This window comes from Swingsia samuiensis (assembly GCF_006542355.1).
Lineage (GTDB): Bacteria > Pseudomonadota > Alphaproteobacteria > Acetobacterales > Acetobacteraceae > Gluconobacter > Gluconobacter samuiensis.
This window is the reverse complement of the sequence record NZ_CP038141.1, coordinates 687,986-710,000: the sequence shown is the minus strand read 5'-3', so window position 1 is coordinate 710,000 and position 22,015 is coordinate 687,986. Positions and strand designations below refer to the sequence as shown.

The following is a 22,015-nucleotide window of genomic DNA, read 5'->3' as shown; positions in this document are numbered from 1 at the left end:
ACTTCGGGATAAACGAGACCCATTGGTGGGCAACCATCAGTGGGTGGCACAGACCAGGGGGTAGCGACTGTTTAGTAAAAACACAGGGCTCTGCGAAATCGAGAGATGACGTATAGGGCCTGACGCCTGCCCGGTGCCGGAAGGTTAAGAGGAGATGTGCAAGCGTTGAATCGAAGCCCCGGTAAACGGCGGCCGTAACTATAACGGTCCTAAGGTAGCGAAATTCCTTGTCGGGTAAGTTCCGACCTGCACGAATGGCGTAACGACTTCCCCACTGTCTCCAGCATCGGCTCAGCGAAATTGAATTCCCCGTGAAGATGCGGGGTACCCGCGGTCAGACGGAAAGACCCTATGAACCTTTACTGCAACTTTGCAGTGGCATCAGGAAAATTCTGTGTAGGATAGGTGGGAGGCTTTGAAGCCGGGGCGCCAGCACCGGTGGAGCCATCCTTGAAATACCACCCTGAATTTTTCTGATGTCTAACCGAGACCAGTAAGCCTGGTCCGGGACCCTGCATGGTGGGCAGTTTGACTGGGGCGGTCGCCTCCCAAAGTGTAACGGAGGCGCGCGATGGTGGGCTCAGGCCGGTCGGAAACCGGCTGTTGAGTGCAATGGCATAAGCCCGCCTGACTGTGAGAGTGACAGCTCGATCAGAGACGAAAGTCGGCCATAGTGATCCGGTGGTCCCACGTGGACGGGCCATCGCTCAACGGATAAAAGGTACTCTAGGGATAACAGGCTGATCTCCCCCAAGAGTCCACATCGACGGGGAGGTTTGGCACCTCGATGTCGGCTCATCACATCCTGGGGCTGGAGCAGGTCCCAAGGGTTCGGCTGTTCGCCGATTAAAGTGGTACGTGAGCTGGGTTTAGAACGTCGTGAGACAGTTCGGTCCCTATCTGCCGTGGGTGTAAGAGACTTGAGAGGATTTGTCCCTAGTACGAGAGGACCGGGATGAACGCACCTCTGGTGCACCGGTTGTCGCGCCAGCGGCACAGCCGGGTAGCTAAGTGCGGACGGGATAACCGCTGAAAGCATCTAAGCGGGAAACCCACCTCAAAACGAGGTCTCATAGAGCCGTGATAGACCATCACGTTAATAGGCCGGGTGTGAAAGTGCAGCAATGCATGCAGCTAACCGGTCCTAATCGCTCATACCTCTCACATCAACACATGCACAGAAATCAGTCACACTCCTCATTCAATACACCAACCCAATCACCACCCTCTCATGATAGGGTGAGCTAGAAGACCTGGTGGCTTTGGCGAGGGATCTACACCCGATCCCATCCCGAACTCGGACGTGAAAACCCTCAGCGCCTATGATACTGCACCTTAAGGTGCGGAAAAGTCGGTCGCCGCCAGGTCCCCTAGCTTACCCTCAATCCTTACCCCCGCATGATGTTTTTATCATGCGGGGGTTGGTTTTTTTACGGGGTATCAAAATGAACGGGGAGAAAACCATACTTTTCCAGTCATGAATAATACAAAGTGGAAAGAGTTGAGGCTGGAAATGCTGGAGCTGTATTGCCTTGACCCTTCCCCTTAATGGAGAACGCTTTTAACGAATGGTTATTACTCACCTCCCGATGGAGAGTGGTTTTATCATTTTTCTATTGGTGGGTATGATAATATTGTATATGTCGATATTTTGATTGGTAACCCGGCACATCGTGAAATTGTAAGATCATCTCTTAAGAAAATTCACGTACCTGGGGAAGAAACGGAAAATGGTTTTCGGGTTTATGGGTATGTTAATCCGGGTCAAAGTCACGACTATATTTAACTGAAATAGACTCATAGTTTGACAGTAAAATATTATTAAATTTGCTATTTTGTTTAGTCTTTAAATTTCGTTAAAATTATGTATTCTTTAGGGTATTTTTTAATAGTTCCTATTAGAGGGATGCATAGTGAGCCGTCATTTTATAAGCATTAGTATAATATTTTTCCTTCAAGCCATCTTTATTATTAGAGCATTAATACGAAAGAATAGAGAGCCAGCAGCCCGTATTGCTTGGGTGGCTGTAATTGGTGCGTTACCTATTATTGGAATTATTGCTTATTTATTTTTAGGGGAAACAAATCCTGGGAAAGAGATTGTTGAACGCATTCGTTTTGCGATGCGTCATGTGCCGCTCCCTGGTCGGGGTGAGGAACAGAATGCTCCGATCGATGTTGAGACGGCTTATAATCTCCCACCGAGAGCAGCACCTTTATTTCGTTTAGGTCAGTCCATTAACGATTATGCACCTTTGCCGGGGAACCGCGCAGAGTTGATGCCAGATTCTAATACTGCGATTGAGCGTATTGTCGAGGATATTGATCAGGCTCAACATACGGTTCATGTGTGTTTCTATATTTGGTTGGAAGATAATAACGGCACTAAAGTTGCTCAAGCCTTAATGCGTGCGGCGAAACGTGGAGTTGTGTGCCGCGTCATGGCGGATGATCTTGGGTCGCGCGGGTTAATTCATGGCAAGCTTTGGGAACAGATGAAATCCGCTGGGGTGCATCTGGTTCGGACTTTACCCATTGGCAACATTTTATTGCGTCCGCTCCATGGTCGTTTTGATATGAGAAATCATAGAAAAACTGTTGTTATTGATAATAAGTTAACCTATTGCGGCAGCCAGAACTGTGCTGACCCAGAGTTCCGGGTGAAAGCTAAATATGCACCATGGGTAGATTTGTTTGCCCGTTTTGAAGGCCCCGTTGTGCTACAGATGCAGCATTTGTTTGCTACAGACTGGATGTCTCATACGACGGAAGATCTGGCACCTTTATTAGAAGAGGCTGAAATACCTTCTTATGAAAATGGTTTTGTTGCTCAGGTGATAGGCACAAGCGCTGCTATACGAAGTGAGGCAATGCCAGAAATGTTTGCGGCTTTAATGGGAAGCGCAAAGGACGAGCTTATTTTAACCACGCCTTATTTTGTGCCGGATGATGCGTTGTTAAGCGCTTTATTATCGTGCGGTCATCGAGGTGTAAAAGTCACGATGATTATGCCTCGTGTGAATGATTCATGGATTGTTGGTGGTGCGAGCCGGAGTTACTATTTGGCTCTGCTGAAGGCAGGGGTTCGTATTTTTGAATATCCACGTGGATTGTTGCACACAAAATCCATCACGATTGATGAACAAATGACGTTAATTGGGTCTGCTAATATGGACCGTAGAAGCTTCGAACTTAATTTTGAAAATAATATATTCTTGTATGACAGAGACTTTACGAAGAAGATTAAAGAGCGTCAGCTCACCTATTTGGAAGAAAGTATTGAGATTAGTTTGGAAGAAGTAAAGCAGTGGCCAATGCATGTTGTTCTGTGGAACAATGTTTTATCGACGCTTGGGCCTGTCCTTTAAAATGAAGTAAGGGGGGGGTTAGTGACACCCTCCATTACTACGATCACATCCATTACAGCTTCCACAACTGGAAGAAGATGAGGGTAGTGGCGCCGGTTTGGGCGTTATTCCAAGCTTGGTGAGTAAATGTCTCCAGCTTTTGGGGAAAAGTCTTTTATACCAATAAAGAGCTGCCAAGCTCACGACGATGATTGCAACGATTGTGCCGATCATGAGAAGCCTCCATGTGTAAATGCTAAAGTGATGTGATAAGTGAGGAAAGACGCAAGGTAAGCGAGGCCGAAAAGATAGGCCGCTGCACCAAGCACGACTTTCATGGAATTTGTTTCACGGCGCATAACGGCGAGGGTGGAAATGCACTGAGGGGCATAAACATACCATGCCAGCAGGGAAAAAGCTGTGGCCATACTCCATTGGCTGGAAAGAATGGGGGAGAGCTTATCGACGGCGCTGTCGTCAGTGGCGCCCAGAGCATAAACCGTTGCTAAAGAGCTGACCGCAACTTCTCGTGCGGCAAGGCCGGGAATAAGAGAGACACAAATTTGCCAGTTAAAGCCAATAGGTGCGAAAATGGGGAGCATTAAATGTCCGATGCGTCCTGCAAGGCTATAATTAATTGCAGGATCTGTTGCCCCTTCTGGTGCGCCGGGGAAGCTGGCCAAACCCCATAAGAGTACATTCAGTGACACAATGACCGTTCCCACACGGGAGAGGAACATTACGGTACGTTGCCATAAACCAAGGGCTAAGCTTTTAAGGTTGGGGCGACGGTAAGGAGGAAGCTCCAATAAAAGGGGGTGTTCTGCGGATTTGACGCCACGTGTCATAATACGTGCGGCGATAATGCCGCTGATGATGGCCACAGCGTATAAGCCAAACAGAACAACGCCTTGCAGTCCGATAAAGCCAAAGAGTGTTTTATGAGGAACGAACGCACCAATCAGAAGTGTATAGACCGGCAGACGTGCGGAGCATGTCATAAGCGGGGCAATGAGAATGGTGACAAGCCGGTCTCTGGGGTTTTGGATGGTGCGGGCTGCCATAATTCCCGGGATGGCACAGGCAAAGCTGGACAGAAGGGGAATGAAGGATCGCCCGCTTAGCCCCGCCATGGCCATGATACGGTCAAGCAGGAAAGCGGCTCGAGGCAGGTAGCCTGATTCTTCTAGAGCGAGGATCCACAAGAAAAGAATAAGGATTTGAGGCAAGAAGACAATGACCGTTCCTGCTCCTGCAATAATCCCATCTTGAAGGAGGCTGTGTAAGACGCCGTCAGGAAGAGGTTTGAGGAGCCATGCGCCGAGGGCTGGAATTCCGGCATCCAGAAAATCCATCAAGGGTTGAGCCCATGAGAAGACGGTCTGGAACATGAAGAAAAGCACGATAAGAAGGATAATGGGTCCCCAGACAGGGTGGAGAAACCAATGATCGAGTTTATCGGTTCTGCGTGCGCGTTTTGCTGTTTGTTGGACAACGTAGGTCTGTAAAAGCCGCCGTACTTCTGCGTGTGTGTCCAGAATTTGTCTTGGAATAGGGGGCGGCGGTGGCTCCTGATCTAGAATTGAGATCAGGGACGTTACACCTTGGCGGTGCACACTGATCACAGGGACGATGGGCACGCCTAAATCAACAGAAAGCCCATCAACATCAATCGCAATGCCATGACGTTTGGCCTCATCCATCATGCTGAGAGCAACAATGATGGGGAGCTTAAGTTCAATGAGTTCTAATAGGAAGCGTAAATGAAGCCGTAAATTACTGGCAGAAATGACCGCGACGAGGACTTGTGGTTGAGCTTCAGAACGGTGCGTGCCCATGAGAACGTCTCGTGTGACATCTTCATCGGGGCTTGTGGATGTGAGACTATAGGCGCCCGGAAGGTCCAGGACCCGGATTGAACGACCACTGGGGGTGGTAAAGAACCCTTCTTTTCGTTCAACGGTAACGCCTGCGTAGTTGGCGACTTTCTGTCGGCTTCCGGTAAGCTGATTAAAGAGGGATGTCTTCCCGCTATTGGGGTTTCCGGCCAAAGCAATGTGAAGGGAAGAGGACGTGGACGGCGCGGAAGACGGTTGTTTAGTCATTAGAAAATTAAAAAGCTTCTTTCAGAGCAATACGAGCAGCTTCGCCTTTGCGTAGAGCAAAGCGGGATGAACCAAGGCTGACCGCGATCGGATCTGCGTTGACGGGACCAACAGCAATGACTTCCACTGTTTCTCCAGGGACAAACCCCAATTCTTCAAGGCGTGCGCTAATAGGATCTGGTGAGGTACGTTGTTCTACCAGTTCGATAATGGCGTGGTGACCTTTGGGAAGTGTATCGAGGTGGCACATATGTTTAGTCCAATAGGTTCAATCCACATCACCAAGAGGTGGATGCATCACTGTAAATAATATCATAGCATCAACGCTGGAAGATGTATTTGAGAATTATTTGCAATAAATATCAAATTAAATCTATCATAGGCAACAGCAGATTGCGCTTAAAAAATTTATAATGAAGAAACGGGCCTTACTCTTGTTTGGATAAAGTGAGGCCCGTTTCTGAGAGATTTGTTTTAGAACCAGCTTCTGACACCAAAAGTGAAGCGTGTTGTGCCGGTTTGTTCTCCTTGTTGACGTGCAAAGCGGTGGGCTTGTGTGAGATATCCTGAATAGGTCACGGCGATGTAAGGCGCGAATTTACGAGATATTTCGTAGCGTAAGCGCAAACCTGTATCGATGTCTGATAAGCCTGCACCGACTTGACGTGCTGGATCGGCTTTCGTGTAGAGGTTGAGTTCTACTTGAGGTTGAAGAATGAGGCGGTTGGTCAGCAGAAAATCATATGAGCCTTCCAGCCGGGAAGCGAAACGGCCTTTATTGCTGACATAGCCTGTGGCTTGGAATTCAAATTGGTAAAGAGCCAATCCCTGAACCCCAAAAGCCGCCCATGTCCGTGTGGGGCCATCGTCAAGATCGACGCGGACGCCGCCTTGTAGGTTCCAATAAGAGGATACAGCACGGCTATAAAGAAAATCTTGCTGACCGTCGCTGAGGCGCCCTTTTTCCAGTGTTCCTTCGGATTTGATCCAGAATTTATTGTAATCTGAGCCATACCATCCTTCTCCATCCCAGCGAAAATTGGTTCCTTTGGGCGAGTAGCGGCCTTCCAGCTCATTGAAGATACCATGAAACCAAGTGCCTTGATCCATAATGGGCGGCATGCCGGGAAGGTGGGTGCTTATGTTTGCAACAGGCGCATCGGCGGCTTGGTACTGAACGCTTGGTTGAGCGGCGACTGTGTATGGGGTTAGCGTAAAAAGTCCAATCAGGGAGAATATGTATCTTCTGTTCATGACACCACCGCTCACGACACGATCACTGTGCGGAACATGCCTAAGTCCATATGGTAGAGGAGGTGACAGTGATAGGCCCACATTCCGGGGACATCTGCCGTTACAAGGTAGCTCATTCGGGAGCCGGGCTGAGAGATAAGGGTATGTTTGTAGGGCCGGTATTCACCGTGTCCATTTTCAAGTTCACTCCATAGGCCATGAAGATGGATGGGGTGTTCCATCATTGTGTCATTGATGAGGGTAAAGCGGACACGCTCTCCTTTGTGTAAACGGATGGGGCCGGATTCGGAGTATTTCCGGCCGTTAAACCCCCAGATATAGCGTTCCATATTCCCTGTTAAATGGAGAATAATTTCTCGTGAGGGGGGGCGTGGATCTGTTCCGGGTCTGAGGGCGCGGAGGTGTTTATAGGTCAGGACGCGGCGGCCGTTATGTTCAAGTCCATCTCCAGGGCTTCCTGTGCGGTCTATGGGAGCTTGGGCAATGTTCTGATTTTCAACATTAAGGGGAGGTGGCCCCGGGTCTTCCACGATTGGGGAAGGTGAGGAAGGGGGCATATTCATTGCCATTCCTCCCATGTTCATTGAGGGCATCTTCATTGTGGACATGGAAGGCATGTCCATATGGCCCATTCCCATATCGACCATTGTGCGAACAGGGCGAGGATCCATAGGAGGAATAATGCCGGACATTCTCAAAGCAGGGGCAAGCGTTCCTCGCGCGTATCCTGTGCGGTCTTCACTTTGGGCAAAAAGAGTATAAGCGCGATTGTCTTTTGGTTGAACGATAACGTCATATGTTTCAGCTACGCCGATACGGAACTCATCAACGGGCACGGGTTCAACGTTATTTCCATCAGCTTGAACGACGAGCATTTCAAGGCCGGGAATCCGGACATCAAAGAAGGTCATGGCGGCGCCGTTGATGAAGCGCAGGCGGATGCGTTCCCCGGGACGGAAGAGGCCGGTCCAGTTAGTGTCTGGTGCATGACCATTTAAGGTGTAGGTATAGACAATCCCCGTTACATCAGAAATGTCTGTAGCGGCCATGTTCATGCGGGACCACATCAGGCGGTCTTTTAATGCTGCTGACGTGCTCCCCGCGTGTTGAGCTTCCTTTGGAAGAGAGGCAAGCGTGCGTTGGCGAAAGTTATAATAATCGCTTTGCATTTTGAGGTTGCTGATAATGTCATCTGGCATTGCATCCGTCCATTCTCCTAGGAAAATGACGTAATCGCGCTCGCAGGGAATAGGGTCCGGGGTAAGAGGATCAATGATGATGGCGCCATAAAGGCCAATCGCTTCCTGCATATTGGAATGACTGTGATACCAATAGGTGCCGCTTTGTTGCACGGGGAAAGTATAGGTAAATTTCTGTCCGGGTGGGATGCCATAAAAACTGAGCCCCGGCACACCATCCATCTGAGAGGGCAAGCGAATACCATGCCAATGAATGGAGGTATCTTCTTTAAGAGTGTTGGTAATGGTGAGAGAAACTGTTTCGCCTTCTTTCCACCGCAAGACAGGACCGGGGACTGTTCCGTTAACGCAAGGCGCGTTGAGGGTTTTTCCATCCAAGGTAATTTTAGAGCGTTGAATACGAAGATCCCACTGATTGGAAGAAACGGCGGGGATGTTGCTGTTGCCTAAAGGTGTGGCGCGTGCTGCGTTAGGAAGCAGCGTTGTTGCCCCAAGGCCGGTTACGAATTGACGCCGGGTTATACGGGAGGAGGATATCGGATGTTTAAGCATGATGAAAACCGCTGAAAATCAGACCCATCTTAATAAGAAAGATAGTTCTAGAAGATAGGAAAATAGTGAGGAGATTAAGCGGTTTGAGCTTTAGGGGGGCGTGGTAAGGGGTGTGTTTGTTGGCCAGAGGGTAAGAGCAGAAGAGAGGGATTAAATTCTTTCTTTTGTAGGGAACGCAACGTTAAATATGAGAAAAAGGGAGGAGGAGGAGAGCATTCATTACATGAAGTATGTGTGTTGCAGCAGGTGTTGGGCTGACTATGAGAGCAAGTGTGAGAGTGTGTGTTGTGTAAAGAATGAATGTGGTGGGAAGTGTGTGCGACAGCAGCAGGCGGCTTGATCCCAAGATATGAGAACAAACATAAGAAAAGAAGGACGTGTAGAAGCTGCCGTATGCGCATTACGCTGTGATAACCCCTAAAGAGGGAACAAAAGATCATGAAAGTAAAAGATATCTGTTAAAAATGATCAAGCTTTTGAATGAAAAAACTTTATTTTGCTTTTTAAGGGCGACGTGACGATATTAAGGAAAAACATGTGTAGGTAAGGAATAAGTGTATGGCACAGTCGATTAGCTTTCCTGTTGAAGGAATGTCATGTGCGGCTTGTGCGACGCGCCTTGAAAAGGTGTTGAATAAACGTGAAGGGGTAGAGGCGGCGATTAATTTTGCCTCTGCTCGAGCATATATTACATTTAATGAAAAAGATGCGTCCGTAAGCGACGTTTTAGAAGACGTAAAGAAAAGTGGTTTTGCACCAGACGAACGGAGTTTTGATTTTGACGTTTTGGGAATGTCATGTGCCGCATGTTCTGCCCGTGTTGAGAAAGTATTAAATAGGTTACCTTCGGTCGTAGCGAATGTAAATTTGGCGACAGAACGGGCGCATGTGACGTTTGTTCCGGGAATTATTGATACAGATACAATTTTAGAAAAAGTAAAGAAGACAGGCTTTGGGGCGTCTTTGCGCACAGAAGAGCCTCAGGAGGGACAGCATGAGAAGCGCCGTCGTTCTTGGAAAAAAGCACGGAATAACTTCATAGTCGCCGCTGTAGCAGGTATCCCATTATATATTGAAATGATTGGTATGATGATGGGATATGATCACGTTATCCCAGTTCTTTATCAATTCTTAAGCGCAACGTTTATACAGTATATAGGCGGTCAAAAGCTCTATCGTCAGGCATGGAAGGCTGTGCGGGCGGGGGCTGCTAACATGGATGTGCTGGTCGTTTTAGGGACGAGTGTCGCTTACCTGTATAGCTTCATTGTTTATGTATTCTCGGTTCATTTGCCGGTGTATTTTGAAACAAGCGGTTTGATTATCATTCTGATTTCGCTGGGCCGTTTGATGGAAATGCGCGCCAAAGCACGAATGAATAGTGGTGTTGAGAGTTTGTTGGAGCTTCAGCCACAGACAGTGCATGTGGAGAAAGAGGGAAAGCAGATTGATCTGAACTTAAAAGATGTTCAGGTCGGGACTGTATTTGTGGTGCGCCCCGGAGAGAGCATTCCTTTGGATGGCAAAGTGCTTTCCGGTACGTCCGAAGTGAATGAAGCAATTTTAACTGGTGAAAGCGTTCCTGTGTTGAAGCAGGACAAGAGCGATGTTTTTGCAGGAACCATGAATACGAACGGTGTGCTGAGGGTCGAGGCCACGGGCATTGGTTCAAACACGGCTCTGGCACGCATTGTCCGTATGGTGGAGCAGGCCCAAGGGTCCAAAGCACATGTTCAGCGGTTGGCGGACCGGGTATCTGGGATTTTTGTTCCGGTTGTTATTGGTTTTGCACTTTTGACATGGGGAATAAATTGGCTGGTGACTGGCTCTTGGGTAGAGAGTTTGGTTGCCGCTGTTTCTGTGTTGGTTATTGCGTGCCCCTGTTCGTTAGGTTTGGCGACGCCAACAGCTATTATGGTCGGTACGACGAAAGGCGCTCAAAAAGGAGTTTTCTTTCGGAATGCAGAAGCGTTGGAGCGTGCTGAAAAAATCCAGACGATCATTTTTGATAAAACAGGCACACTCACGAAGGGGCACCCTTCGGTAGAAGCGGTGTATCCGGCGCCAGGTGTGAGTATAGAAGATGTTTTATCGGTTGCTGTTGCCTTGGAGCAGAACTCTGAACACCCATTAGGGCGAGCAATCGTGCGGTATGGCGAAGATTTTTTGGTAAGAGGCTGGGAGGTAGAACAATTTTCTGCCCGCCCGGGGCGAGGGGTAGAAGGAGAAATATTGGGAGATAAGGTTTTTCTAGGCTCTCCTGCCTTTGTTGAAGAGCTTGGATACGATTTGGGTGGCTTTCCGATTAGTGAGTTGGAGAACAAAGGTGCGACAGTGGTTGCTGTGGCAATGAAAGATCGCGTTCTGGGTGTTGTGTCTCTGCTCGATATGCTGCGCAAAGAAGCATTATTCACTGTTGATGCGTTAAAAAAACGCGGCCTAAAGGTGGTGATGTTAACGGGGGATAATGAACGCGCAGCTGCTCTTGTGGCTGCACAAGTGGGTGTTGATGATTTTAGAGCACAAGTTTTGCCAGAACATAAAGCTGAGGTTGTTTCAGATTATCGTGCGAATGGCACTATCGTGGCGATGGTTGGAGATGGGGTGAATGATGCCCCGGCCTTAGCTGTTGCAGATGTAAGTTTTGCTGTCGGAGCAGGTGCGGCTGTGGCATTGGAAACGGCTGATATTGTTTTGATGAAGAGTGAACTGACAAGTGTGTTGGATGCTATTTCGCTGTCAAAAGCGACACTTTCGAAAATTCGCCAGAATCTCTTTTTCGCTTTTATTTATAATTTCTTAGGGCTGCCACTGGCTGCTTTCGGTTTGTTAAATCCGATTATTGCAGGCTCAGCGATGGCGATGAGTTCGGTTTCCGTTGTGAGTAATTCATTATTGTTAAAACGCTGGGGAAGGAAATGAAAAGTGATTTCTGAATTTGTAGCGGCAACCCAAATATAAAGATAATTAGATCACCCAAGTCCATCAAATAACGCTGTAGAGAGATAGCGCTCGGCGAAGGATGGTGCGATGACGACGATGGTTTTGCCTTTATTGGCCGTTTTTTTAGCAAGATTAATTCCCGCGAATAAAGCTGCTCCTGAGGATATCCCAATTGGAATTCCTTCGATTGAGGCGCAAAGACGGGCTGTTTGAAGGGATTCTTTTTCGGAGACCTCAAAAATATCTGTAAGCGCTTTGATATCGAGCGTATCTGGCTCAAAACCTGGGCCTATACCTTGAATACCGTGAGGGCCGGGTTCGTCTCCATGTAAAACCGCGCTTTCATGCGGTTCAACTCCAAAGACCTGAATATCTTTGCGATGTTTTTTGAGGCCGTGAGCGATCCCTGATGCGGTGCCGCCTGTACCAAGGCCTGCGACGACCATATCGACTTTTCCCTCTGTGTCCTCCCAGATTTCGCGGGCAGTTGTTTGTTCATGAATTGCCGGGTTAGCCTCATTTTCGAATTGGCTAGGCATCCATGCATCGGGAAGGGTTCGTAGAAGCTCTTCTGATTTATTGATGGCACCGGCCATGCCTTGGCTGGCCGGAGTAAGCTCCACCTTAGCTCCCATAAGAAGAAGCATTTTGCGGCGTTCACTAGAGGCGTTTTCAGGCATGGTTACAATGAGCTGATACCCGAGAGCGACGGCCGCTAAAGCCAAAGAAATGCCAGTATTTCCAGATGTTGGTTCAATAAGAACTGTTTTCCCGGGAGTAATAAGGCCTTTTGTTTCGGCGTCTCGGAGCATAGCCACACCGATGCGATCTTTGACGGAGCCGAGTGGATTAAAAAACTCCAGCTTTATAAGGAGTGATCCGTGGAGCTTAAAGTATTCGCTTAGTCGAGGGAGAGCGACGAGAGGTGTCCCTCCAACAGTCTCAAGAAAAGAATTATAAACTCTCCCGCGAGGTGCAGCATAACTTGTAAAAGGGGCAGGAGAAGAAATGTTCTTTTTTTTCATGACGGTCTTCTAACACAAAGAGACACTTAGAATACAACTTTTTGATAAAGTCATATATGAATTTTAAGTAACAAGAATTTTATAGCAGAAAACATTGACGGGAAAGGGTATGTATAGTTTTTTCGAGTGAAAGTTAGCAGGATATCCATATGACACGAATGTGTGGCTGTCGATCGTATCGTACAGTTTTTTTCTTCGATAAACGTTAACGTTTCGGTATTTAATATGAAGGTGCCGAACGAGAGAAGAAGGTTCGGCATTATGCTTGGCTCGACAGTTGTTGAAATTGATGGTGTTTTTTTAGGCGTTGCTATTATCGTCAACCAAACGGGGACGCGGCGTTTTTATGCCGCACATGATTGCGTGAGATCTCTTCATAACAAGACGATCCCTGATATAGACCTCCTGAAGCAGCAAGTCGCATCGCAGGCTCGTTTGGCTTTACCTGTTGTAACCAAATCTGAAAAATAGTTTTGTTATTTTCCGCATGTGAAGCTCGATCCGGTATTTATTTTTAGAATACCGCGCTATGAGAAGAGTGGGTTGAGCTTTGATGTGGAGTGTTAAGGGTGAATTCAGGGCACGATAACAGTTTTCTTTTGTTGGCCCGTTATATCTTTCGTCAGAAAAGTATAATTTTTGCTGTTATGAGCCTTGCTGTTATAGCGGGGTTAAGCTTTGCAGCACCTTTATATGCTTATTGCGTTGGGGTGGATCCGTTTTCATCCAATGTTGCTGGCGTTGTGATCCGCCATGGGCTGCAGATGGATATTATGCAGCCCAATAATAATCCATTACATCTAGGCTTAACACCGATTGGACCAGATTTTAGCAAGTGGTCCTATATGTTTGGAGCAGATTCTCAGGGACGGGATGTCGCAGCACGTTTACTTTATGGAGGACGGAGTTCTTTAGTTATTGCTGCTTGCTCTACATGTGTATGTTTGTGCTTTGCGAGTGTTTTAGGTGTTTGTGCAGGATATTTTGAAGGATGGGTAGATCAGATCGTATCTCGTTTTTTGGATATTCTGTGGGCTATTCCTGTGTACCTTTTTGCGATCTCTTTGTCTGTCGTAACGGTGGGGCATCCACTCTCTTTGTTAGGGTATAAGGTCGGTGCGGATAGCTTTTTAATCCCCATTGTTATTATAGGGTTTATTTATGTGCCTTATGCCGCACGCCCCTTACGTGCACAGACGCTAAGTGTGAATAAAGCTGAGTTCGTCATAGCTGCGCGGGGTGTAGGGGCGTCTCATGTGCGGATCATATGTCGAGAAATAGTGCCTAATGTGATGCCAACCCTTTTGGTGATGGCGCCTTTGATTGCTGCTTTATGCTTACTAGCAGAATCAGCACTCTCTTTTTTATCTTTGGGGGTACAGGCACCAGCAGCCTCGTGGGGCACGATGATCCAAGATGGAGAAGGATTATTATATACTCGCCCTTTCGTCGCGATCGCCCCAGGCATTGCTATTGTTGTGACTGTTTTAGCACTGAATATCATAGGGGATCGACTACGCGATTTTTTTGAGATGCGTGGGGCTCGCGGATGATACAAAAAATTGTCTTACGCCTTTTTCAGATGGGTTTGGTGATTTTTGGCATCTCCGTGCTGGTATTTAGTATTTTTTTTGCTACGCCAGGCGTTGATCCGGCTGCCCGTATTGCTGGTCGTGGGGCCAGTGCAGAAGTCATTGCGCGTGTGAATATGGAATATGGGTTTGATCGGTCACTTCCCGTTCAATACGCATATATGATGAAACGGCTTTTTATTACGCGGGATTTAACTTCTTTTGTTAATCATGGAGAGAAAGTTGTTCCTGAAGTTATTCAGGCCGCGCCAGTTACTTTATCTTTGGTGGTCATGGCGGCTCTTTTTTGGGGGATTGGGGCTGTCGGTGTTGGCGTGGTAGCCGCCGCATTTGAAAAAACATGGATAGACCGTTTTTTGATGACGATGAGTTTGATTGGGCTATCAATGCCGGTGTTCTGGGTTGGAGAGGTAGTAAATCTTTTTACTCAGGACCGGTGGCATGACACATGGTTGTTTGAGTGGGTGCCACCATTGGGATATGTGCCGTTTTTTCAGGATCCATGGGGCTGGGCCAAGGCTCTTTTTTTGCCAGCGTTCACATTATCTATTTCATTTATTGGTTTATATGCTCGGATTTTACGTTCAGAATTGTTGGCTATTATGCATTCTGACCCAATTCGCACTGCACGGGCAAAAGGGGCTGGCCCTGTTCGGGTATGGATGTGGCATGGCTTGAGACTATCTTGGTTAAGTTATGTTTCATTATTTGGTTTGGATTTTGCTCAGCTTTTAGGTGGTGGAGCATTGCTGACAGAGGTTGTGTTTGCGCTGCCAGGAGTTGGCCGTTTGACCTATCAAGCTTTAGCGACGTTGGATTTGCCATTGATTATGGCAACGGTGATGTATGCTGCGGTGTTTGTTGTTTTGGCAAATGCATTGATTGATGGCGTATATGTGTTGCTTGATCCACGTATGCGGGAGCCATAACGATGGATCCTCGTGGGGTATTGCTGAGCATTGAGAAGTTGGGCCTATCTTTGGCAAATGGAACTCGTTTGTTGGAAGATGTGTCTTTCGAGGTGAAATCTGGTCAGACGGTTGGTGTTGTTGGGGAATCAGGTTCGGGTAAAAGCTTAACAGCGCTGAGTGTGATGGGGCTTTTGCCGCATTTAAAACCAGCAGGGCATATCCACTTTGATGGGCAAGAACTGGTTGGTATGCCAGATCGGATGTTGCGGAAGTTACGCGGTTTGCGGATTGCGATGATTTTCCAAGATCCAATGACAGCGTTTTTGCCTGTACGCTCGATTGGAGCACAGATTGACGAACAAATTCGTTTGCACGAAAAAGTAACACGTAAGGCTGCACGGCAACGGACTGTTTCGCTTTTGGAGAAAATGGGCGTGCCAGAACCTTGGTTGGCTGCAGATCGGTACCCCCATCAGCTTTCGGGTGGTTTGCGGCAGAGAGCAATGATAGCGATGGCACTGTCGTGTGCGCCAGATTTATTGATTGCGGATGAGCCAACTACGGCGCTGGATGTCACTGTACAGGCGCAAATTCTTGCTTTGTTGCATGAGATCCGTAATCAAGGTGCAGGTGTCATGCTGATTACGCACGATATGGGGGTGGTGGCACAAAGCTGTACCACTGTAGCCGTAATGTATTCTGGGCAAGTGGTCGAAACTGGGCCTGTAAGGCAGGTTTTGGAGGATCCGTTACATCCTTATACGAAAGCCTTACTCGCAGCGATCCCTCCTTTGGAGGGGATACGTCCCGATAAACTTCCAACAATTATAGGCTCTCCACCCAGTCCGGTGTCACGCCCAGAAGGATGTGTTTTTGGGCCGCGTTGCTCTTTCTTTAAAGAGGTTTGTGCTCTTGCCCGTCCAGAATTGAAAAACATTGATTCAGAGCGTCGTGTGGCGTGTGTGTTGTATTCAGCATGACAGTTTTATTGAAGGCTCAAGACGTTACAAAAAAGTATGCTCTGGGACGAAAAAAGGTGGTGCATGCTGTATCGGATGTTTCTTTAACGGTCTCACGAGGGGAAACGTTGGCTCTTGTTGGAGAGTCTGGATGCGGGAAATCTACTCTAGGGCGTATGTTAGTTGGGTTATCGGCACCTAGTTCTGGTCATATCTTTTTTGATGACAAAGAAATTACGGGGTTATCTGAGCGTGCGATGCGGCCGTGGAGGCCGCGGATGCAGATGATTTTTCAAGATTCTTATGCGTCGTTTAATCCACGGCGAAGCGTCGGAGGTTCTTTATCGGAGCCTTTGAAGATTCATAGACATAAGAACATACAAGAACGTTTAGAAGAAATTACCCGGCTTGTGGGAATATCTTATGCGGATTTGGGGCGTTATCCATCGGCTTTTTCAGGTGGCCAAAGACAGCGGTTGAATATTGCGCGCGCTTTGGTTCTTAAGCCTGAGCTACTGGTCGCAGATGAACCGGTTGCAGCGTTAGATGTTTCGATACAGGCGCAAATTATTAACCTCTTTCGGGAATTACAGTCTTCTTTGGGGTTGGCCTCCGTCTTTATTTCACATGATTTATCGGTCGTGCGGCAGATGGCGGATCGGATCGCTGTGATGTATTTGGGGCGAATTATTGAAGAAGGGGAGAGCCTCTCCTTAATTGCAACTCCCTTGCACCCTTATACACGGGCTTTGTTAGCCGCCGTACCACAATTAAACCGGCCTTTGGGTGCCCCTTTGAAAGGGGATATTCCAAGCCCTGTTCACCCACCCTCTGGATGCGCCTTTCATACCAGATGTCCTGTTGCGCAGCCTAGATGTGCTTTGGAACGACCATTGTTGCAGGACTATGGATTAGAGGGGCGGCGTGTGGCGTGTCACTATCCTCAGAGTGAGGTGAGGAAGCTATAATTAGAAAGTAGGGCTTGTCGGCTTAGACTCTTTTATAGACTTAACAGTGTTTTGAGGGGGATATATAAAGTTTTGTCTATAAGCAATATTGATAGGAACTGTTTCCCTTTCCTTTTATTTTGTGGGACATAAGTTCTAGACACACATACGAGCAAGAACAGGAGGATTTTTCCGATGGTTCGTATTAATTCATCACTCGCCCCTTTTTCAACAGAAGCTTTCCGTGACGGTAAGTTCTTAACTGTTACAGATGCAGATGTACGTGGAAAATGGTCTGTTTTCTTCTTTTATCCAGCAGACTTCACATTCGTCTGCCCAACGGAGTTGGAAGATCTTGCAGATCATTACGCTGAATTCCAAAAGCTTGGTGTAGAAATCTATTCTGTATCAACAGATAAGCACTTCACACATAAAGCGTGGCATGACACATCTCCAGCTATTGGCAAAATCAAGTACACAATGCTTGGTGACCCAACAGCTCGTATCGCTCGTAACTTTGATGTTTACATTGAAGAAGCTGGTGTAGCTGACCGTGGCACCTTCTTGATCGACCCAGAAGGCAAGATCCAATACATCGAAATTACAGCCGGTGGTGTTGGCCGTAGCGCAACGGAACTTCTTGATAAGGTTCGTGCAGCTCAATATGTTGCAAAACACCCAGGTGAAGTTTGCCCAGCAAAATGGAAAGAAGGTGGTGAAACACTAAAGCCATCTCTTGATTTGATCGGTAAGATCTAATTTTGCTTCTGGTGAGGTCAGTAAGACCTCACCATATGCTTCCTTTGGTGAAGTATAATTTTATATTTCTATTTTGAAATCGTTGGAGAAAAATAATGCTTCAGGACGACCTGAAAAGCCAGATGCGCGCCTATATGCAGTACCTGCGGAATGATGTCGTGCTGCAAGCGAGCCTTGGCTCTGATGCGCGTTCAAAAGAAATGCGTGATTTGCTGGAAGACATCGCCAGTTTATCAGACAAGGTTACATTCTCTGACGCCGGTCAATCCGACAGACGTCCCTCCTTTACCATTCGTCGCGCAGGCTCTTCTGAAGAAGTTTCTTTCGCGGGCATTCCAATGGGGCATGAATTTACGTCCCTTGTTTTAGCGCTTTTGCAAGTGAGTGGTCATCCGCCCAAAGTAGATGAAGATATTATAGAGCAAATTAAGGCTCTCAAGGGTGATCTAAAATTTGAAACATATTTTTCTCAATCTTGCCAGAACTGCCCAGATGTGGTGCAGGCACTGAATACAATCAGTGTTCTGAACCCCAATATTAAACATACTGCCATTGATGGTGCTGATTTTCAGGCAGAGGTAGAAAAGCTAGGGATACGTTCTGTTCCGCAGGTTTATCTCAATGGAGAACCATTCTCTTCTGGACGCCTGGATATTGCTGGGATTCTCGGAAAACTGGATACAAGTTCAGTTGAGAAGGCGGCGGAGAAATTGAATGATACCGCACCTTTTGAAGTGCTTGTTCTAGGTGCTGGTCCAGCGGGAGCAACAGCGGCTATTTATGCTGCGCGTAAAGGACTGCGTACCGGTCTAATTGCGGATCGTTTTGGCGGCCAAGTGATGGATACGGCTGGCATTGAGAATTTCATTTCCGTTAAAGAAACCGATGGACCAAAGCTTTCTGCTGAGTTGGAAGCGCATGTACGTCAATATGATGTACAAATCATCTCTGGGCAGCGGGCTGCTCAATTGGTCCCAGCAGAGCGTACGGGGGGATTGCATGAAATCGTGTTAGAAAGCGGGGCAAAGCTACGTTCTAAGACGGTTATATTGGCAACAGGTGCGAGCTGGCGGCAACTAAGTGTACCGGGAGAGGATGACTACCGCACGAAAGGTGTTGCGTATTGCCCGCATTGTGACGGCCCATTTTATAAAGGGCGCCCGGTGGTCATTACAGGCGGGGGAAATAGTGGTGTTGAAGCTGCGATTGATCTGGCCAATATTGTTTCGCACGTAACGTTGCTTCAAAGAGGCCCACGTTTGAAAGCGGATAAAGTCTTGCAAGATAAGCTTTTGAGCTTACCAAATGTGACTGTTCACACCAACGCTTTAACAACTCATATTGAGGGGAATGGTGAAGAAGTCACCTGCCTTGTTTATAAAGATGAGCATGGTGAAGAAAAGCGCATTAATACAGATGGTGTGTTTGTTCAGATTGGCCTGATTCCGAATACTGAATGGTTAAAAGGTGCGCTGGATCTAAGTTCACATGGTGAAATCATTGTGGATGACCATGGAGCAACTTCTGTTCCGGGCGTATTTGCAGCAGGTGATGCAACGACAGTCCCTTATAAGCAAATTGTTATTGCGATGGGAGAAGGTGCAAAAGCTTCTTTAGCCGCTTTTGATTATATGATCCGTCTACCTGTTGAGGCGTAATCGTTTAATACTTGCTACGAAAAAGGGAAGGCACATATCAGTAGGTATGTGCCTTCCCTTTTATTTTAGGCTTTAGCCATATCTCTTAGAACGTATGGTAGAATACCGCCGTTTTTGTAATATTCGACCTCATCCAATGTATCAATACGGCATAGCAATGGTATCTGCTTAATGTGACCATCAGTATATAGGATGGTCATATTAAGTATTTTTTTGGGAAGAAGATGATCAATCCCAGTGATGGTAATGGTTTCTTCTCCAGTGAGTTTGAGCGTGTTGCGTGTTGTTCCTTCTTCAAAGGTGAGGGGTAGAACGCCCATCCCTACGAGGTTGGAGCGATGTATTCGTTCAAAACTCTCAGCAATAACGGCTTTAATACCGAGAAGGTGTGTTCCTTTTGCGGCCCAGTCACGTGATGAGCCCATGCCATATTCTTTACCGCCAAAAATGACCAAAGGGGTTTTGGCTTTTTTGTAAAGTTCAGCAGCATCGTAAATGGACATAACAGTCCCATCCGGGTGGTGAGTGGTCATGCCTCCTTCTGTTCCGGGAGCCATTTCGTTCCGAATACGAATATTGGCGAATGTTCCACGAACCATGATCCGGTCATTTCCGCGGCGAGCGCCGTAGGAGTTAAAATCTTGAGGAGGCACCTGATGATTTTGCAGATACATCCCAGCTGGCGAGGAAGGGGATATGGATCCCGCAGGAGAGATGTGATCTGTAGTAATGTTATCTCCCAAGAGAGCAAGAATGCGTGCATTTTCGATATTAGAGGGAGTGGTTGGCTCTTTGGTGAGGTGTGTAAAGTAAGGCGGACTTTGAATATAGGTTGAGTTCTGCTGCCATTTGAACGTAGGTGTTGTGTCTGCTGAAGCAAGGGATTGCCATTCAGCTGTGCCTTGAGTGATATGTTTATAACGTTCAACAAAGGCCTCTCGTGTGACGGCAGAACTCATTAAAGATGCGATTTCTTGATGTGAGGGCCAAATATCTTTGAGTGTAATTGGGTGCCCTTGGGGCGTATGACCAAGAGTTGCAGTGGTAATATCTTTACTCATCGTTCCTAAAAGAGAGTAGGCTACCACAAGAGGAGGGCTGGCGAGGTAATTGGCACGGACTTGGGGAGAAATACGTCCTTCAAAGTTACGATTACCAGATAAAACGGAAACAGCGACAAGCTTATGTGCCTCGATGGTATGGATAATATCCGGAGCAAGCGGGCCTGAGTTCCCGATGCATGTTGTGCAACCATACCCCACCGTTTCAAAACCGAGCGCGTTAAGGTCTGCCGTTAATCCAGCGCGATCCAGATAGTCTGTAACAACTTGAGAACCAGGAGCGAGAGATGTTTTGACCCAAGGTTGAGGTTTAAGGCCTAAAGCGCGTGCTTTGCGGGCCACGAGACCGGCAGCGATAAGAACGGCCGGATTGGATGTATTGGTACAGGAAGTAATCGCAGCAATGACGATGGATCCATGCTCAAGGGCATAGTTCTCATGAGGGAGGGGAGCTGTGTTTGTTATATTTTCAGGTTTAACCCCTAAACTTTTTGTAAGTTCTTTTTGGAAAGAACTGGATGCCGCGGAAAGGTCTACTCTGTCTTGAGGGCGTTTTGGGCCAGCAAGAGAAGGAGTGATGGAGGATAAATCCACAGTCACGGTTGAAGAGAAAACGGGGTCAGGAAGAGAGGAATCCCGGAACATGCTCTGAGCACGAAGATAGGCTTCGACTAAGGCAATTTGCTGCTCACTTCGGCCTGTTTGATGCAAGTATTCTAATGTTAAGGAATCAACCGGGAAGAAGCCGCATGTTGCGCCATATTCAGGAGCCATATTTGCGATGGTTGCGCGGTCTGCAACAGGAAGATGGTCAAGTGCAGAGCCATAAAATTCAACAAACTTTCCCACTACACCTTTGGCACGGAGTGCTTCAGTAATGGTAAGGACAAGGTCTGTTGCCGTTGTTCCTTCAGGGAGGATTCCCTCTAACCGAACACCAACAACATCTGGGATAAGCATAGAAATGGGCTGTCCCAGCATTGCCGCTTCTGCTTCAATGCCTCCAACCCCCCATCCTAAAACACCTAGTCCGTTGACCATGGTTGTGTGGGAGTCTGTGCCAAATAACGTGTCGGGATATGCAAAAGTTACACCATCAATATCCTTCGTCCAGACGACTTGAGACAGATATTCTAGGTTAATTTGATGGCATATACCGGCCCCAGGGGGAACAACCCGAAACTGATCAAAAGCTTCTTGGCCCCAGCGAAGGAAAGCATAGCGCTCGTGATTACGTTGAAACTCGAGAGAAACATTTTTTTGTAAAGAGTCGGAGCGGCCCGCTACATCCACCATGACAGAATGATCTATGACGAGGTCAACCGGGACAAGAGGGTTTACTTTGCGAGGGTCTTGATTGAGGGCAATGATGCCATCACGCATTGCCGCAAGATCGACAACGGCGGGCACGCCAGTAAAATCCTGCATAAGAATACGCGCAGGTTTAAAAGGAATTTCATGGTGTGATGAGCGTTGTTTTACCCAGTCAACAACGGCTTGGGCATTTTCAGAAGCGTGGGGTTGGTCGTCGGAAAAGCGTAAAATATTTTCAAGAAGGATTTTAAGGCTAATAGGAAGGTGAGTAATATCACCAAACTTTTCTGCCGCTGCGTGTATAGAGAAAAAATTATATTCCCTTCCCGAAACGGTTAGTGTTTCATGATTTTTTAGAGGTTTCTGTCCAGCGGTTTTCATTTTGCATC

General features: G+C 47.4%; 17 protein-coding genes and 2 rRNA genes (1 of these 19 only partly in view). 12 read left to right on the top strand and 7 right to left on the bottom strand.

The features are described from left to right. From E3D00_RS03270 to cls, 4 genes are all read left to right on the top strand, one after another. A 23S ribosomal RNA gene (locus E3D00_RS03270) occupies positions 1-1,168 on the top strand (it extends 1,569 nt beyond the left edge of the window). Positions 1,169-1,252: 84 nt separating this feature from the next. After that, a 5S ribosomal RNA gene (gene rrf, locus E3D00_RS03265) occupies positions 1,253-1,367 on the top strand. A 248-nt stretch (positions 1,368-1,615) separates the two neighbouring features. Further along, positions 1,616-1,786, top strand: a complete 171-nt coding sequence (locus E3D00_RS10705; RefSeq protein ID WP_408909359.1) for a hypothetical protein — start codon at positions 1,616-1,618, stop codon at positions 1,784-1,786. 127 nt (positions 1,787-1,913) lie between these two features. Further along, on the top strand, positions 1,914-3,368 hold the full coding sequence (cls, locus tag E3D00_RS03255) for a cardiolipin synthase (protein ID WP_141459912.1): 1,455 nt from the start codon (positions 1,914-1,916) through the stop codon (positions 3,366-3,368). Positions 3,369-3,386: 18 nt separating this feature from the next. Here the strand turns inward: cls and E3D00_RS03250 are convergent, their stop codons facing one another. The 5 genes from E3D00_RS03250 to E3D00_RS03230 form a co-directional block, all read right to left on the bottom strand. Beyond that, positions 3,387-3,581, bottom strand: coding sequence for a hypothetical protein (locus tag E3D00_RS03250; protein WP_141459910.1), 195 nt, complete (start codon positions 3,579-3,581; stop codon positions 3,387-3,389). Continuing rightward, entirely contained in the window at positions 3,578-5,452 is a 1,875-nt protein-coding gene (gene feoB, locus E3D00_RS03245; RefSeq protein ID WP_141459908.1) for a ferrous iron transport protein B, read from the bottom strand. Before feoB ends, E3D00_RS03250 begins: the two co-directional genes overlap by 4 nt. Before the next feature lie 7 nt (positions 5,453-5,459). Then, positions 5,460-5,702, bottom strand: a complete 243-nt coding sequence (locus E3D00_RS03240) for a FeoA family protein (RefSeq protein ID WP_141459906.1) — start codon at positions 5,700-5,702, stop codon at positions 5,460-5,462. A 224-nt stretch (positions 5,703-5,926) separates the two neighbouring features. After that, positions 5,927-6,706, bottom strand: a complete 780-nt coding sequence (locus E3D00_RS03235) for a copper resistance protein B (RefSeq protein WP_141459904.1) — start codon at positions 6,704-6,706, stop codon at positions 5,927-5,929. An 11-nt stretch (positions 6,707-6,717) separates the two neighbouring features. After that, positions 6,718-8,457: a copper resistance system multicopper oxidase gene (locus E3D00_RS03230; protein WP_141459902.1), complete on the bottom strand. Its 1,740-nt coding sequence runs from the start codon at positions 8,455-8,457 to the stop codon at positions 6,718-6,720. 558 nt (positions 8,458-9,015) lie between these two features. On the opposite strand from E3D00_RS03230, the gene E3D00_RS03225 reads away from it, so the two are divergent. Next, positions 9,016-11,379: a heavy metal translocating P-type ATPase gene (locus E3D00_RS03225; protein ID WP_141459900.1), complete on the top strand. Its 2,364-nt coding sequence runs from the start codon at positions 9,016-9,018 to the stop codon at positions 11,377-11,379. A gap of 50 nt (positions 11,380-11,429) precedes the next feature. Here E3D00_RS03225 and cysK read toward each other — a convergent pair whose 3' ends face one another. After that, positions 11,430-12,425 carry a cysteine synthase A gene (cysK, locus tag E3D00_RS03220; protein ID WP_141459898.1) on the bottom strand — a complete coding sequence of 332 codons (996 nt, stop codon included), beginning with the start codon at positions 12,423-12,425 and terminating at the stop codon, positions 11,430-11,432. A gap of 261 nt (positions 12,426-12,686) precedes the next feature. On the opposite strand from cysK, the gene E3D00_RS03215 reads away from it, so the two are divergent. The 7 genes from E3D00_RS03215 (at position 12,687) to ahpF (ending at position 19,251) form a co-directional block, all read left to right on the top strand. Then, positions 12,687-12,896, top strand: a complete 210-nt coding sequence (locus E3D00_RS03215) for a hypothetical protein (RefSeq protein WP_141459896.1) — start codon at positions 12,687-12,689, stop codon at positions 12,894-12,896. A gap of 131 nt (positions 12,897-13,027) precedes the next feature. After that, positions 13,028-13,978: an ABC transporter permease gene (locus E3D00_RS03210; RefSeq protein ID WP_408909358.1), complete on the top strand. Its 951-nt coding sequence runs from the start codon at positions 13,028-13,030 to the stop codon at positions 13,976-13,978. Beyond that, the gene (locus tag E3D00_RS03205) at positions 13,975-14,946 is read left to right on the top strand and encodes an ABC transporter permease (protein ID WP_141459895.1); all 972 of its coding nucleotides are present in this window, start codon (positions 13,975-13,977) and stop codon (positions 14,944-14,946) included. Before E3D00_RS03210 ends, E3D00_RS03205 begins: the two co-directional genes overlap by 4 nt. Before the next feature lie 2 nt (positions 14,947-14,948). Continuing rightward, positions 14,949-15,908: an ABC transporter ATP-binding protein gene (locus E3D00_RS03200; RefSeq protein ID WP_141459893.1), complete on the top strand. Its 960-nt coding sequence runs from the start codon at positions 14,949-14,951 to the stop codon at positions 15,906-15,908. Next, entirely contained in the window at positions 15,905-16,855 is a 951-nt protein-coding gene (locus tag E3D00_RS03195; protein WP_141459891.1) for an ABC transporter ATP-binding protein, read from the top strand. The genes E3D00_RS03200 and E3D00_RS03195 overlap by 4 nt, the downstream gene beginning before the upstream one ends. Before the next feature lie 174 nt (positions 16,856-17,029). Continuing rightward, on the top strand, positions 17,030-17,593 hold the full coding sequence (gene ahpC / locus E3D00_RS03190; RefSeq protein ID WP_141459889.1) for an alkyl hydroperoxide reductase subunit C: 564 nt from the start codon (positions 17,030-17,032) through the stop codon (positions 17,591-17,593). A gap of 95 nt (positions 17,594-17,688) precedes the next feature. After that, complete coding sequence (gene ahpF, locus E3D00_RS03185; protein ID WP_141459887.1) at positions 17,689-19,251, top strand: alkyl hydroperoxide reductase subunit F; 1,563 nt, start codon at positions 17,689-17,691, stop codon at positions 19,249-19,251. A gap of 65 nt (positions 19,252-19,316) precedes the next feature. On the opposite strand, the gene acnA is transcribed toward ahpF, so the two are convergent. Beyond that, on the bottom strand, positions 19,317-22,007 hold the full coding sequence (acnA, locus tag E3D00_RS03180; protein WP_141459885.1) for an aconitate hydratase AcnA: 2,691 nt from the start codon (positions 22,005-22,007) through the stop codon (positions 19,317-19,319). Positions 22,008-22,015 lie beyond the last annotated feature (8 nt).